We start from the raw sequence: 15202 nt of genomic DNA on the forward strand, positions 1-15202 counted from the left end.
TTATATGCAAAAAAAGACTAAAATTATTTGCACTGTTGGCCCAAGTACCGATAAACCAGGTGTATTGGAACAAATGATTCAGGCTGGCATGAATGTCGCCAGATTTAACTTTTCTCACGGTTCACATGAGGAACATGCCAGGCGTATTGCCATGGTGCGGGAGGCTTCCCGGGCAGTAGGCATACCAGTGGCTATCATGCTGGATAATAAAGGACCGGAAATGCGGCTAGGGCTATTTGAAGAGGGTAAGGTGTTTTTAGCAAAAGGCCAAGCCTTCACGCTGACGACCCGGGAGATATTAGGAAATGCTCATTTAGCTTCGGTAAATCATAAACTACTGCACACCGAAATATCTCCCGGTGATGTTATTTTGCTCTCTGACGGGCTAATTAGTTTGGTTGTTGAAACTGTTTCCGGCCAAGATATTGTAACAACTGTTCAAAACAGCGGCCCCATTTCTGACCGGAAACGGGTGGCTGTACCTGGTGTGTATGTGAAACTGCCTTTATTATCAGAGCAGGATGTGGCAGACATTCGGTTTGGGATCACGCAGGGAATCGATTTTATCGCCGCTTCCTTTGTTCAGCGGGCCAGTGATATACTATCGATTCGCAAGCTGCTGGAAGACGCCGGGGTGCAGGGTGATATAGAGATTATCGCCAAGATTGAAAATGCCGAAGGGGTTATGCGTCTTGATGAGATAATCAAGGTGACAGACGGTGTTATGGTAGCCAGAGGCGATCTCGGTGTGGAAATTCCGGTAGAGGATGTCCCCTTGGTACAAAAGCAGATGATTGAGAAATGTAACAAGGCAGGTAAACCAGTAATAACGGCAACCCAAATGCTAGAGTCCATGCTGACAAATCCACGTCCTACCCGCGCTGAGGCCAGTGACATTGCCAATGCGATTCTGGATGGTTCTGACGCGATTATGTTGAGCGGCGAAACGGCTTCAGGTCAGTATCCGCTTGAGGCTGTGCAGACTATGGCAAGGCTGGCCCTGCGTACCGAGCAGTCGCTGCAGTATGATCAATTACTGCTAGCCAAAGGGGTTGGGCAGAATAAAACAACTACTGAGGCCATTTGTCATGCCAGCGCTCAGGTAGCTCATGTGTTAGGCGCGTCTGCCATTCTTACCTCTACCCAGACAGGTTATTCTGCCAGAATGGTTTCTAAGTATCGGCCAAAATCAACGATACTGGCAGTTACCCCCAGTGAAAAAACACTGCGTCGCTCGCTGCTGTATTGGGGTGTTTATCCTGTGCTTGGCCCATATTCGCAAAATACTGATGAAATGGTTGCTAACGCCGTAGGCGGTGCCCTATCTACAGGTATAGTCAAGGAAGGCGATCTGGTTGTTATTACCGCTGGCGTTCCTTTGGGCGCGTCAGGAACGACTAACTTAATCAGGGTTCATGTTGTGGGCGATATTCTGCTGCGGGGATCAGGCATTGGTCAGACGGCGGCAACTGGTAAAGTCTGCGTAGCCAAGTCGTTAAAAGATGTAACAACAAAATTTCAACCTGGTGATGTTTTAGTAGTAAAAGCGGTTGATGAGGAAACGGCAGTTTATGCGGCCAAGGCGGCAGCCATTGTGGCTGAAGAAGGCGGGCTTACTTCCCAGGCAGCCATTGTCGGCATCTGTTCCGGTATCCCTGTCATCGTCGGCGCTGATGGCGCTACCGAGCGCCTGACAGAGGGGACTGTGGTTACGGTCGACGCAGCGCGAGGCATTATATTTAGCGGCGAGATAAACGCGAGATAATAAAGTTGGTTGATATTTGTTAAACAGGCAGGATTTTCATGATGACCAGCGAACACTATAAAATGAAAAAGGTTTATTATTACCATAACGGGACATAATATGTTCAGGTGGGACACATTAAAGCCCGAAGGGGATTTACAGTGGAAAAGATTATTCAGCTACAGCGCAAAATTGCGCCTGAATTAACACAAATTATCGAAGCAAGATATAATCTCCTCCGGCATATTCAGCATGCTCAGCCAGTTGGCCGCCGTGCGGTGGCAATTATGCTGGATATGGGTGAGCGAGTCGTCCGGGCTCAGGTAGACTGGCTAAAGGCTGCCGGACTGGTTGAGTTTTCCCAGGTGGGAATGAGTGTAACTGTCGAAGGTCAGGCTATGCTGGCCGATTTGGCTGAGTATATCCGTCTCTTGCATAATCTGGTTGGGCTTGAAGCCGAGCTGGCCGAGCGGTTAAACCTGAAAAAAGTAATCATCATCCCTGGCGACAGTGAGGCTGACAGTGCTGTACGGCGTGAGCTTGGCCGGGCGGCAGCAGGTGTACTTAGTCAACATCTGGGAGATAATATGGTTGTTGCTGTAAGTGGTGGTTCTACCATGGCCAAAGTGGCTGAAGCTATTAACTTCAGTGTACCATCGACGGCTATCGTACCAGCCCGGGGCGGGCTTGGCGAGGTCGTAGAGTATCAGGCTAATACCATAGCAGCCGTTATGGCTGGCAGGCTCGGCGGGCGCTATCGCCTGTTACATATTCCTGATGGAGTAAGTGAGGAAACGTTAGAGGCTATATTAGCCGGTGACGCCAACCTGCGGGCTGTGGCAGACGTTATTAAACAGGCTAATATATTAGTTCATGGCATTGGTGAAGCGGTTGAGATGGCACAGCGGCGTGGTATGCCGCCTGCTACTATCGCAGCAATTGAACGCCGGGGAGCAGTTGGCGAAGCGCTGGGACAGTATTGCGCGCTGCCTGGAGAAATTGTGTATGTTACTAGTAGTATTGGTTTACGACTGGATGACTTGGCCGGAATCGGCACAGTCATTGCCGTAGCTGGCGGCAGCGCCAAAGCTAAGGCGATTTTGGCGGTAGCCGGCACTGGTGGGCAGGATGTGCTCGTCACTGATGAAGCAGCGGCCAAGGCCATTCAGTTACTTATAAACACAAATTATATTTAGGGGGAATTTCATTATGACTATTAAAGTTGGTATTAACGGTTTTGGCCGCATCGGCCGGAATGTTTTTCGGGTAGCTGTGAATAATCCTGGCTTCGAGATTGTAGCTGTAAACGACCTCACAGATGCTAAAACACTGGCCCATCTTTTAAAATATGATTCAGTTCACGGCACTATGAATGCAGAAGTGAAAGCAGTTGAGGGCGGCATCGAAGTTAACGGCAAACTGGTTAAAGTACTTGCTGAAAGAGATCCGGCTAACCTCCCTTGGAAAGCCATGGGTGTTGACATTGTGGTTGAGTCGACCGGTCTTTTCACTGATAAAAACAAAGCCATTGCTCATATAAATGCAGGCGCTAAAAAAGTTATTATCTCAGCTCCGGCTAAAAACGAAGACATCACCATTGTTATGGGCGTAAACCAGGACAAATACGATGCAGCCAATCATCATGTCATTTCTAACGCGTCCTGCACCACTAACTGCCTGGCGCCGTTTGCCAAAGTATTGCACGAGAAATTCGGCATTAAATCCGGCTTAATGACAACAGTTCACGCCTACACCAATGATCAAAACATTCTTGACCTGCCGCACAAGGATCTCCGCCGCGCCCGTGCTGCTGGCATGTCTATCATCCCGACAACCACTGGTGCTGCCAAGGCTGTTGCCCTGGTGCTGCCTGAACTTAAAGGCAAACTGAACGGTTTTGCCCTGCGTGTACCTACTCCTAATGTGTCGATTACCGATCTGGTAGCCCAACTGGAAAAACCAGCCACTGCAGAAGCTGTCAATGCTGCTCTCAAAGAAGCCGCTAATGGCGAACTCAAAGGCATCATGGCTTTTTCTGAAGAGGAACTTGTTTCCAAAGACTATAATGGCAATGCACACTCTTCCATCGTTGACGGTCTGTCGACCATGATGGTAGGTGACAATCTGGTGAAGGTTGTCTCCTGGTATGACAACGAGTGGGGCTATTCTAACCGCGTTGTTGACCTTATCGGCTTCATTATCGGCAAAGGCCTGTAATTCTTAACCATGCGAAGCAATCTCAGACAGTGTTTGAGGTTGCTTCCTCTCTCTAATCTCTAAGAGCTGGAGGTATTGTGCGTGAATAAAAAAAGTTTAAATGATATCTGGGTGTCAAACAAAAAGGTTTTGGTACGGGTAGACTATAACGTACCTATGGATAAAGAGGGCAACATCACCGATGATACCCGGATCCGGGCTACCATCCCTACACTGGAGTTTTTACTGGCCAAGAATGCTGCTGTTATTTTGGTCAGCCATCTGGGTCGTCCCAAGGGCAAAGTAGCGCCTGAGTTTTCGCTCAAGCCTGTTGCCCAAAGACTATCCCAACTCCTGTATGGGCGTGAAATTCAGTTTGCGTCTGACTGCGTGGGGCCTGAAGCCAGGAAGATGGCGGCTGTACTTGGCGCTGGCCAGATTCTCATGCTGGAAAATCTGCGCTTTCATGCTGAAGAAGAAAAAAATGATCCTGAATTTGCCAAGCAGCTTGCTGGGCTGGCCGATCTTATGGTTAACGACGCCTTTGGTGTCTCTCACCGGGCCCATGCCTCAGTGCATGGCATAACCAAATACATACCGGCCGTATCCGGTTTCCTTATGGATAAAGAACTGCTGTTCTTAGGCCAGGCTGTTACCGACCCAACGCGTCCGTTTGTTGCTATTATCGGTGGCGCTAAAGTTTCTGACAAAATCGGAGTTATTGAAAACTTGTTAAATAAAGTGGATACCCTCATCATTGGCGGCGGAATGGCCAATACCTTCCTTGCTGCTCAAGGCTATCAAACTGGTAAATCGTTGGTGGAAGCTGACAAATTAGAATTAGCAAAAGAACTTATGGCAGCAGCTAAAACCAAGGGTGTCAACCTGCTGTTACCAGAAGATGTGGTTGTGGCTGACAAATTTGCTGCCGATGCAGACCGGAAAACAGTTGCCGCTGAAGAAATCCCGGCTGAGTGGATGGCCCTTGATATTGGTCCGGTCAGTGCTGCGAAATTTGCACAGGCATTAAACGACGCAAAAACAGTGGTATGGAATGGCCCGATGGGTGTATTCGAGTTTGACGCTTTTGCTGTTGGCACTGAAGCGGTTGCCAAAGCAGTAGCCGCATCAGGTGCTAAGAGTATTGTCGGCGGCGGCGACTCGGTGGCCGCACTGGAGAAACTCAAACTTGCTGGCCAGATTACGCACATCTCGACAGGTGGCGGTGCGTCGCTGGAGTTTTTAGAAGGAAAAGAACTGCCAGGCATTATGGCGCTGGCTGATAAATAAACAAAAGTAAGGAGTGGAGAATATGCGCAAGCCCATTATTGCCGGTAACTGGAAGATGCATAAAACAGCTAAAGAAGGCGTTACACTTGTGCAAGAAATAAACGCGCTAACCAATGCTGTAGAAGGCGTGGAAATTGTTATTTGCCCGCCTTTCACAGCTTTAGCTGCCACAGCTGGCGCAGTAGCCGGGACCAATATTGGTTTGGGCGCTCAAAACATGCACTGGGAAGATAAAGGTGCTTTTACCGGTGAGATTGCCCCAGGCATGTTGAAAGACATTGGCTGCACTCATGTCATTATTGGCCATTCTGAGCGTCGTCAATACTTTGCTGAAACTGACCAAACGGTTAATAATAAAGTCAAAGCCGCCTTCAAAGCCGGTCTCGCTCCTATCATGTGTGTGGGCGAAACCCTAGCTGAACGCGAAGCCAATGCAACAGAAAAGGTTGTCGGGGTGCAGGTGAAAGGCGGTATGGATGGTCTTACTGCCGAGCAAGTAGCCAGCCTGGTTATTGCCTATGAGCCGGTTTGGGCGATTGGAACAGGGCGCACGGCTTCGGCTGAGGATGCGAACGCTGTTTGCGCTTTCATCCGCAGTACGGTAGCCAATATGTTCGGGCAAACCGCCGCAGATCAGGTCCGTATCCAATATGGCGGCAGTGTCAAGCCTGACAATGTTGTTGAGCTAATGGCCAAACCTGATATCGACGGTGCGTTAGTAGGGGGAGCCAGCCTGGAAGCCGATTCCTTTAGCAAGTTGGTAATGTTTAAATAACCACAAGGAGATAAAACTGTGCCTAAACTATTATCGCCAATTGCACTTGTTATCCTTGACGGCTGGGGAATAGGTCGTGCAGAGGACGAGTTCAACTCAATTGCAAGAGCTGATACAACGCATATCAAGCTCTTGACAGAATTATATCCTACGGCTAAGCTCGCCTGTTCTGGTGAAGAGGTTGGACTGCCGGAAGGACAAATGGGAAACTCGGAGGTTGGCCACCTTAACATGGGCGCAGGCCGCGTTATTTACCAAGAGCTTACCCGTATTAGCAAATCAATTAAAGATGGAGATTTTTTCACTAATCCGGTACTGTGCCAAGTTTGTGAACAAACTAAAGCGTCAGGTAGTGCACTCCATCTTATGGGCTTATTGTCTGACGGTGGCGTACACAGTCATATTACCCATGTATATGCTCTACTGGAATTAGCCAAACAGCATGGCATAGAGAAAGTCTATGTACACGCCTTTTTAGACGGACGGGATGTTCCGCCATCAAGTGCTACTTCCTACATTAAAGAACTTGAAGAAAAAATGGCTGAAATCGGTGTAGGGCAGATTGCTACAGTTGCTGGACGCTACTACGCAATGGACCGAGATAAACGCTGGGAACGGATCAGCAAGGAGTATGAGGCGCTTGTTCATTGTCAGTGTCCTCTCGCGTCCAGCGCAGTAGAAGCTGTGGAGGCTTCATATAAAGAAGGAAAAACCGATGAATTTGTTGAGCCTACCATTGTTGGTAATTGTGGTTATTGTGGTATAAAACCGAATGACGGTGTTATTTTCTTTAACTTCCGTCCTGACCGTGCTCGCCAGCTTACAAGGGCACTTACTGACATCGGGTTTGACGGATTTGAACGTAAAGACGGTTGCTTCCCGCTCCATTTTGCAACAATGACTCAATATGACGAGGCTTTGAAAGTGCCGGTCGCTTTTCCGCCGACTCATCCTGTTAACACACTAGGTGAGGTAGTTAGTAAAGCTGGTTTTACCCAACTACGCATCGCTGAAACTGAAAAATACGCTCATGTTACTTACTTTTTTAATGGCGGCGAAGAGCACCCCTTTCCAGGTGAAGAGCGTCTCTTGATTCCTTCACCAAAGGTAGCCACTTATGATCTAAAACCTGAGATGAGCGCACTCGAGGTTACCGATAAAGTTGTTGAGGCCATTAAATCCGGCAAATATGACCTGATTATCCTCAACTATGCAAACTGTGACATGGTCGGCCACACAGGCTTACTGGAGGCGGCTATGAGTGCTGTGAAAACAGTTGATCTTTGTGTTGGCCGCGTTGTTGAAACCATGCGTAGTCGAGGTGGCATTACAATGATAACTGCCGACCACGGCAATGCAGAAGTTATGCGTGACCCTGAGACAGGGGCTCCGTTTACTGCTCATACTACTAATTTAGTGCCGTTCGTATTGGTATCAGAAGCGCACCGAGGTGCTAAACTGAATAACGGTATTTTAGCGGATATTGCGCCAACTATTTTGGATATAGCCGGTATTACCCAGCCTGCTGAAATGACTGGAAAAAGTTTAATTGAAAAATAGGAGGAATATACATGTCGACAACAATCGTTGATATTTTAGCCAGAGAAATTATGGATTCCCGGGGAAACCCCACGGTGGAAGTTGATGTATTATTAGAAGACGGCACAATGGGCCGGGCCGCTGTTCCCTCAGGTGCATCCACCGGTGCGTATGAAGCAGTTGAGCTTCGAGATGGTGACAAAAACCGCTATCTTGGCAAGGGTGTGCTCAAGGCGGTTGAGAATGTAAACGAGATTATTACCCCGGAAATTATTGGTATGGATGCCCTTGATCAAATCGGCGTTGACCAAGCCATGATTGATCTTGATGGTACCCCTAACAAAGCTAAATTAGGTGCTAACGCCATCCTGGGTGTGTCGATGGCTGTAGCCAAAGCTGCTGCTGCCTCATCTGGGCTTACCCTGTACCAGTATCTGGGCGGCGCCAATGCCAAAGAACTGCCTGTGCCGATGATGAACATCTTAAACGGCGGCAAACATGCGGATAATAATGTGGATGTACAGGAATTTATGGTATTGCCGGTAGGTGCAGAAAGCTTCAGCGAAGCTTTGAGAATGGGCTCAGAGATTTATCACAGCCTTAAAAAGGTGCTTACTGGCCGCAAGCTGGCTACTGCTGTCGGCGACGAAGGCGGTTTTGCTCCTAACCTGGCATCAAACGAAGAGGCGCTTAAAGTTATCATTGAAGCCATTGAAAAAGCCGGCTACAAACCTGGCGAACAAGTAATGCTTGGCCTTGATGTTGCAGCCACTGAATTATTTAAAGACGGAAATTACCATCTCGAAGGCGAGGGTGTTGTGAAAACTCCGGCTGAAATGGTGGAATACTATAGTCAGTTAGTTGATAAATATCCGATCATTTCGATTGAAGATGGTATGTCAGAAGATGATTGGGATGGCTGGAAACTTTTGACAGAGCGTTTGAGCAGCAAAATCCAGCTGGTAGGTGACGACTTGTTTGTTACCAATGTTGAGCGTTTAAGCCGAGGCATTGATACCAGAACCGCTAACTCCATTTTGGTCAAAGTAAACCAAATCGGTACACTGACTGAAACCTTTGACACCATCGAAATGGCTAAACGTGCCGGCTATACCTGCGTTATCTCTCACCGTTCAGGCGAAACTGAGGACGCTACAATTGCCGATATTGCTGTAGCCGTTAATGCTGGCCAGATTAAAACCGGTGCTCCTGCCCGGACTGATCGTGTTGCTAAATACAACCAATTGCTCCGCATTGAAGAGCAACTCGGTGATTTGGCTCAATACCGCGGTCGCAAAGTTTTTTATAACCTGAGATAGAGTTCGCGCCGGAAGGAGGTGAACTAAATGCCGAAGGGATATTTGCTTAGATGCAGTGACTGTGGTTATTTGTACCAATGTGAGCATGAGTTGATAGAATGCTTAAATAAGAATGTCTGTGAACACTGCGGCAGTTCTGATATGGAAGTAATCCAGCAAGATGAAGGCAGATTTGGCTGTACCAGTCGCCTAAATACACATGTTGTTAATACCGCATCCTATGTTGACCATCCCAAACCGGTTCAAACCTCCCCGAAGGCGTAAAAAAAGAAAACTTAAAACAGCCGGATTTCATTCGGCTGTTTATTTTTTTTACTAAAAGGGAAAAATATGTATAGTAAATATGTGAAAATATTGACTAAATAATTGTCAAGAGTCATTTAAGTATGTTAGAATATTGTAAGGCCTTGGCAAACACTATTGTAGCAAGGGATAATGGTATCAGTCGTGGGGGGTGTAAGGAAAGTGATAACAGGGCTGATGATTTTGGAGGCAGTACTTTCAATTGCATTAATTGTAGCTGTAGTGCTGCAGTCAGGTAAGAGTGCCGGTTTGTCAGGTTCAATTGCCGGAGGGGCCGAATCTATTTTCGGCGGCAAGCGTAAAGGACTTGATGAAATTCTGGCAAAGGCAACAATTATCATTGCAGCATTGTTCGGAGCCGTAACATTGGCTTTGGCCAAATTGATGCAGTAGGGCACTAACCTCAATAGCTGGATGTTCTCCAGCATATTGGGGTATTTTTCAGGTTTTCTAGCTCAAAGGAGGAAAGTAAATAATGGATTTATTGTACATTGCGCCAGTTGCAGGTCTTGTGGCGCTGGCATTTGCCGGTTATCTGATGTCTAGCGTTTTAAAGGAAAGCCCTGGCAACGCCAAAATGCAGGAAATTTCTCAGGCAATTTTTGAAGGTGCTATGGCCTTCCTCAATCGCCAGTACAAAACGCTCATTCCGTTTACTATTGTTATCTTTTTTGTTTTATTCTTTGTTGATGGTTACAAGTTGGCCGTGTCTTTCCTGGTAGGCGCTATAAGCTCAGCAATTGCCGGGTATGTGGGCATGACTGCCACTACTAAATCTAACGCCCGTACTACCGAAGCTGCCCGAACCAGCCTTAACAAAGCTCTCGGCGTTTCTTTCCGCGCTGGCGCGGTAATGGGTATGTCGGTTGCTGGTCTTGGTCTCTTGGGTGTATCTGGATTATACATAGTCTTCGGCGATCCTGTTGTTATTAATAGTTTTGCTTTTGGCGCTAGTGCCATTGCATTTTTTGCCCGTGTTGGCGGCGGTATTTTTACCAAGGCTGCTGACGTCGGTGCTGACCTTGTAGGTAAAGTTGAAGCAGGCATCCCTGAGGATGATCCCCGTAATCCGGCTGTTATTGCTGACAATGTTGGCGACAACGTTGGTGATACTGCAGGCATGGGTGCTGACCTATTCGAATCATATGCAGCTACTGCTATTGCTGCTATGCTTATCGGACAAACTGTTTTCCCGGGGAATATCAATGGTGTACTATTCCCGCTTGTAATTGGTGCAGCTGGTATTTTTGCCTCTATTATTAGCACTTTCTTGGTTAGAACCAGTGAAGATGGCGATCCTTTGGCTGCTCTAAATAGAGGTATTTGGGGAACCAATATTCTTGTCGCTATTTCTACCTATGCTATCGCCAGTGTAATGCTTCCAGGAAAAGCTGTAGGCATTACGATTGCAGTTATTTCGGGTCTAGCTGTTAACGTACTTGTTGGTATGATTACAGAATATTACACTGCTAATAATAAGCCGCCTACTCAGCATATTGCTGATGCCTCGCAAACTGGTCCGGCTACCAATGTTATTGCCGGTATCGCTCTTGGTCTAAGAAGTACCGGTCTGCCAATGCTGGTATTTGCTGTTGCCATCTGGGTTGCCTATGGCCAGGCGGGCATTTATGGTATTGCCATGGCTGCAATGGGTATGCTGTGCACTGCCGGTATGGTTGTTGCTGTTGACTCTTTTGGTCCTGTTGCCGACAACGCTGGCGGGATTGCCGAAATGGCTGATCTTGGTCCTGAGGTTCGTAAAACCACGGACAAACTGGATGCTGTCGGTAATACTACTGCTGCCATTGCTAAAGGTTTTGCTATTGGTTCGGCTGCGCTTACTGCACTGGCTCTGTTCACCGCTTTCGGAGAAGAGATTGCAAAAAACCCTAAGCTGTCTGGTCTAGTCGTTAACGGTCATCTGGTGATCAATCTGACCGAACCAGGTGTAATTATCGGTATTTTCCTTGGTGCAACCCTGCCGTTCCTGGTCTGCGCATTCACTATGGAAGCTGTAGGTAAAGCTGCGTTTGAAATGATCGCTGAGGTTCGCCGTCAGTTCCGCGAAATCCCTGGCATTATGGAAGGCACTGGTCGTCCTGACTATGCTAGTTGTGTTGATATTAGTACTAAGGCGGCTATCCGCGAAATGATGCTGCCTGGTATCTTTGCCGTAGGTGCACCTATCCTTGTAGGTTTTGTGCTTGGCGCGAAAGCTCTTGCTGGTTTCCTGGCTGGTGCTACTGCCGCCGGCGTACTCTTAGCCTTGTTCATGTCTAACGCTGGTGGCGCTTGGGACAATGCTAAAAAATGGATTGAGACTGGAAAATATGGCGGCAAAGGCACCCCGACCCATGCTGCCGCTGTTATCGGCGATACTGTCGGCGACCCGTTCAAGGACACTTCAGGTCCGGCCATGAACCCGCTGATTAAAGTTGCCGGTACTATCTCGCTCATCATTGCTCCGCTTCTTTTCTTCTAAATCATTAACGTTTAGTAAACGCCAAGCTATTTTAGCTTGGCGTTTTGTTATTGGTGGCAGATAATGGTATAATAATTATATTACTTAAACATTGGGGGAATTTTACTTGGCTGTAATGCCGGGAGCTGAGCCTTTTTTTCTGCCTGGCGGTCAAAACGGTGTACTCTTAGTACATGGTTTTACCGGCGCACCGTCTGAGATGCGCCTTGCGGGGGAATACTTAAATAATCTGGGCTATACTGTATTTGCTCCACGACTACCAGGGCACGGAACGACACCGGAAGAAATGGCGAAAACTGCATGGCCGCACTGGTATGGCAACGTCGAAGACGGCTATCACCTGTTAACCGGAGTATGCAGTACTGTCTCGGCGGTAGGTTTGTCTATGGGTGGCCTCTTAACACTTAAGCTGGCCAGTGAATATCCAATCAGACGGCTGGCTGTAATTAGTGCCCCCATTTACATTGCGAATAAGCGAATAAAATTGCTGCCACTGTACCGGATATTTACCAACTTTGTTCCTAAAACGCGCAAACGCCTGCCAGATCGAGGCGAAGACTACTCGATTACTTATGAGGTCACACCGCTCAGCAGCTTGTCCAGCCTGATTAACCTGATTAAGCATGTTGATGCACTCCTGCCGTCAGTCACAGTGCCCACACTTGTTATTCAATCAAGAAAAGAACACACTGTCGAACCGGAAAGCGCCCAGTATATCTATGATAAGCTGGGAAGCTCGGAGAAACAACTTATGTGGCTTAATAAGTCAGGGCATATTGTCACTCTTGACATAGAACGTGAAGCTGTTTTCGAGAAGATCGGCCAATTCCTGGCTTAGAAAATTGAATGAGGTGCATTGATGAACGAGAGCAACCAATGGTGTTTTGCCTGTGGCCCACATAATCCAATTGGACTTAAACTCACCTTTATCGAGGAAGATAATACATATATCACAACCTTTATTCCTGGTCCTGAACATCAGGGCTATGACGGTATAGTGCATGGCGGCCTGGTAAGTACGCTGTTAGATGAGATCATGGCCCGTTACCTGTATGCCAAAGGGCTAAGTGCTGTCACTGCCAAGCTGGAAGTACGATTCCGCCATCCCACCCCAATTGGACAAGAATTGACGGTCAGCGGATGGATTACCGGCCAACGGGGAAAAATGTATGAACTAGCCGGTAAAATTACTTTGCCGGACGGAACGGTAACGGCTGAAGGAAAGGCGACAGTTGCCATAAAAGGAGATGAGTAATATGGACTTGGCTGAAAGAATACTTGAGTTCATGAGGGAAGAAGCCTATAAACCGCTCACTGCTGAGGATCTGGCTGATGGGCTAAATATTCGCGGTAAAGAGTTAGAAGATTTTTGGCAGATATTGGACAAGCTTGAGGCCACTGCTGCTATCATAAAAACCCGCTATGGAAAATACGGGGTGCCTGGCCTTATGAACTTGGTTGTGGGCAAGTTTTCCGCAACAACCAAGGGTTTTGGCTTTATTCTACCGGAGAATCAAGAACTTGAAGATGTTTTCATCCCGCCTGACGCGATTGGCGGCGCCATGCATGGTGACAGAGTTGTGGCCCGTATGCACCGGAAGCATATGTCTGGGAAAGCTGTTGAGGGTGAGATCATCCGGGTAGTTAGCCGGGCTAATACCAAGGTTGTGGGAACGTTTGAAGCAAGCCGTAATTTTGGTTTTGTTCTGCCTGATGATCGCAGGATTGGCCGGGATATCTTCATATCCAAAGAAGAGTTTAACGGGGCTAAAACAGGCTCAAAGGTTGTTGTGGAAATTATCGAGTGGCCCCAAAAGCAAAAAAGCGCAGAAGGCCGGATTATCGAGGTGCTGGGTAGTCGGGGCGACCCGGGGATTGAGATACTATCTATTATCAAAAAACATAACTTGCCTACAGAATTCCCGCCAGAAGTTGAACAGGCTGCTGATCGTGTTAAGACAACAATCAGTGATGAGGATTTATTAGGACGACGCGACCTCAGGGAACTTAACCTTGTCACAATTGACGGTGACGATGCCAAAGACTTAGATGATGCTGTGTATGTAGAACGCCTCAAAAACGGGCGCTATCTGCTGAATGTAAGCATTGCTGATGTCAGCCACTATGTGCGGGAGAACACGCCACTAGACAACGAGGCCAGAGCTAGAGGTACTAGCGTTTACCTAGTTGATCGGGTACTGCCGATGCTGCCGCCCCGATTGTCAAACGGCATTTGCAGCCTGAATGCAGGTGAAGACCGGTTGGCGCTGTCAGCACAGATGGAGATTGACGGGCGTGGCCAAGTAGTAAACCATGAAATATTCCCAAGTGTCATCAGGGTCAAAACCCGACTGACATACAATATTGTGCGGCAAATTGTCGCTGATCATGATGAGGCCTTGAGGGACAAGTATGCTGATTTGGTCGCGCCGTTAGAAGAGATGGAGCGGCTATGCAGGATTTTGCGTGATCGCCGTATGCGCCGGGGAGCTATTGATTTTGATTTCCCGGAAATTAAAGTCAAGCTGGATGACCAAGGCCGGCCGATCGCCATAGAAAAAAGGATTCGCAGTATTGCCGAATCCATCATTGAAGAATTTATGCTTGTCGCCAATGAGACAGTTGCTGAGCATATGCACTGGCTGGGTGTTCCGTCCATGTTCAGAGTACATGAAGAACCTGACGAAGAGAAAATGGCTAGGCTTAACGTATTGCTTAGTAATTTCGGTCAGCACATACCCAAGACCCAAGAAATTCAGCCAATGGCGTTGCAACGAGTATTAAGTAAGATTGCCGGACAACCAGAAGAACGCATTATTAGCACCGTAATGCTGCGTTCACTAAAACAGGCCCGCTATGATGCCGAAAATCTCGGACATTTTGGCCTGGCAGCCACCTATTATACTCACTTTACCTCGCCAATCAGGCGTTATCCGGACTTGATTGTCCATCGAATTATTCGTGAAACCTTCTCTGCTGGCGATATATCAGCCAAGCGCAGCCAAAAACTATCTGTCATGTTGCCTGAAATTGCCTTGCATTCTTCTGAGCGGGAGCGGGCGGCTGCTGAAGCCGAACGGGCAACCGTTGATCTGAAAAAGGTTGAGTATATGGCCCAATTTGTTGGTCAGGAATTTGACGGCATCATCAGCGGAGTCACAGCCTTTGGATTTTTTGTTGAGATCAGTAATGGCATTGAAGGTTTAGTCCGTGTATCGAGTATGGATGATGATTATTATCAGTATGTGGAAGAACAATATTCCTTGATCGGGGAGCGTACCAGCAAGGTTTACCGGCTGGGCGACAATGTCAAGATTATCGTCGCCAAAGTTAATCCGGCTGAACGAACCATTGACTATGTGCTCTCAATTGAAGGTAAACCTTTAAAGTCTGTTACAGATCAAGCAGATGACAACAGGCGCAGCAAGTCTGGAGTAGGGCGAAGTGCTGGTAAAGCAGCAGTTAAGGCCAAAAAGAAACCTTCTACTGTCGCCAGGCCCAAGAAGCCCAGAGTGCCGAAGATATAACGTACCAATCTAACCTCGCCTGTTTGG

General features: G+C 47.7%; 13 protein-coding genes. All 13 read left to right on the forward strand.

Annotated features, from left to right (window positions below; genetic code table 11):
* The first annotated feature begins 4 nt into the window (after positions 1-4).
* On the forward strand, positions 5-1765 hold the full coding sequence (pyk, locus tag B9A22_RS03395) for a pyruvate kinase (protein WP_084574252.1): 1761 nt from the start codon (positions 5-7) through the stop codon (positions 1763-1765).
* Positions 1766-1905: 140 nt separating this feature from the next.
* On the forward strand, positions 1906-2940 hold the full coding sequence (locus B9A22_RS03400) for a sugar-binding transcriptional regulator (protein ID WP_084574254.1): 1035 nt from the start codon (positions 1906-1908) through the stop codon (positions 2938-2940).
* 13 nt (positions 2941-2953) lie between these two features.
* Entirely contained in the window at positions 2954-3961 is a 1008-nt protein-coding gene (gene gap / locus B9A22_RS03405; protein ID WP_084574256.1) for a type I glyceraldehyde-3-phosphate dehydrogenase, read from the forward strand.
* An 81-nt stretch (positions 3962-4042) separates the two neighbouring features.
* The gene (locus tag B9A22_RS03410; RefSeq protein ID WP_084574258.1) at positions 4043-5230 is read left to right on the forward strand and encodes a phosphoglycerate kinase; all 1188 of its coding nucleotides are present in this window, start codon (positions 4043-4045) and stop codon (positions 5228-5230) included.
* Between the two features lie 22 nt (positions 5231-5252).
* Positions 5253-6005, forward strand: a complete 753-nt coding sequence (gene tpiA, locus B9A22_RS03415) for a triose-phosphate isomerase (RefSeq protein WP_084574260.1) — start codon at positions 5253-5255, stop codon at positions 6003-6005.
* 18 nt (positions 6006-6023) lie between these two features.
* On the forward strand, positions 6024-7565 hold the full coding sequence (gene gpmI, locus B9A22_RS03420) for a 2,3-bisphosphoglycerate-independent phosphoglycerate mutase (RefSeq protein ID WP_084574262.1): 1542 nt from the start codon (positions 6024-6026) through the stop codon (positions 7563-7565).
* 11 nt (positions 7566-7576) lie between these two features.
* The gene (gene eno, locus B9A22_RS03425; protein ID WP_084574263.1) at positions 7577-8863 is read left to right on the forward strand and encodes a phosphopyruvate hydratase; all 1287 of its coding nucleotides are present in this window, start codon (positions 7577-7579) and stop codon (positions 8861-8863) included.
* 27 nt (positions 8864-8890) lie between these two features.
* Positions 8891-9127: a hypothetical protein gene (locus tag B9A22_RS03430; protein ID WP_084574265.1), complete on the forward strand. Its 237-nt coding sequence runs from the start codon at positions 8891-8893 to the stop codon at positions 9125-9127.
* A gap of 201 nt (positions 9128-9328) precedes the next feature.
* A complete protein-coding gene (gene secG / locus B9A22_RS03435; protein ID WP_084574267.1) occupies positions 9329-9559 on the forward strand; it encodes a preprotein translocase subunit SecG in 231 nt (76 codons plus the stop codon).
* 82 nt (positions 9560-9641) lie between these two features.
* Positions 9642-11648 (forward strand): sodium-translocating pyrophosphatase, encoded by a 2007-nt coding sequence (locus tag B9A22_RS03440; protein WP_084574269.1) that lies wholly within the window; start codon positions 9642-9644, stop codon positions 11646-11648.
* Between the two features lie 106 nt (positions 11649-11754).
* Positions 11755-12486, forward strand: coding sequence for an alpha/beta hydrolase (locus B9A22_RS03445; RefSeq protein WP_084574271.1), 732 nt, complete (start codon positions 11755-11757; stop codon positions 12484-12486).
* A 21-nt stretch (positions 12487-12507) separates the two neighbouring features.
* Positions 12508-12903 carry a PaaI family thioesterase gene (locus tag B9A22_RS03450; protein ID WP_084574273.1) on the forward strand — a complete coding sequence of 132 codons (396 nt, stop codon included), beginning with the start codon at positions 12508-12510 and terminating at the stop codon, positions 12901-12903.
* Entirely contained in the window at positions 12896-15175 is a 2280-nt protein-coding gene (gene rnr / locus B9A22_RS03455) for a ribonuclease R (RefSeq protein ID WP_245823768.1), read from the forward strand. Before B9A22_RS03450 ends, rnr begins: the two co-directional genes overlap by 8 nt.
* Positions 15176-15202 lie beyond the last annotated feature (27 nt).

Source organism: Sporomusa malonica, from assembly GCF_900176355.1.
GTDB lineage: Bacteria > Bacillota > Negativicutes > Sporomusales > Sporomusaceae > Sporomusa > Sporomusa malonica.

Bases quoted from the DNA above. Each gene is read 5' to 3' on its own strand.
- eno (WP_084574263.1), top strand. From the start codon at position 7,577: ATGTCGACAACAATCGTTGATATTTTAGCCAGAGAAATTATGGATTCC.
- B9A22_RS03430 (WP_084574265.1), top strand. From the start codon at position 8,891: ATGCCGAAGGGATATTTGCTTAGATGCAGTGACTGTGGTTATTTGTAC.
- pyk (WP_084574252.1), top strand. From the start codon at position 5: ATGCAAAAAAAGACTAAAATTATTTGCACTGTTGGCCCAAGTACCGAT.
- rnr (WP_245823768.1), top strand. From the start codon at position 12,896: ATGAGTAATATGGACTTGGCTGAAAGAATACTTGAGTTCATGAGGGAA.
- gap (WP_084574256.1), top strand. From the start codon at position 2,954: ATGACTATTAAAGTTGGTATTAACGGTTTTGGCCGCATCGGCCGGAAT.
- B9A22_RS03450 (WP_084574273.1), top strand. From the start codon at position 12,508: ATGAACGAGAGCAACCAATGGTGTTTTGCCTGTGGCCCACATAATCCA.
- tpiA (WP_084574260.1), top strand. From the start codon at position 5,253: ATGCGCAAGCCCATTATTGCCGGTAACTGGAAGATGCATAAAACAGCT.
- B9A22_RS03440 (WP_084574269.1), top strand. From the start codon at position 9,642: ATGGATTTATTGTACATTGCGCCAGTTGCAGGTCTTGTGGCGCTGGCA.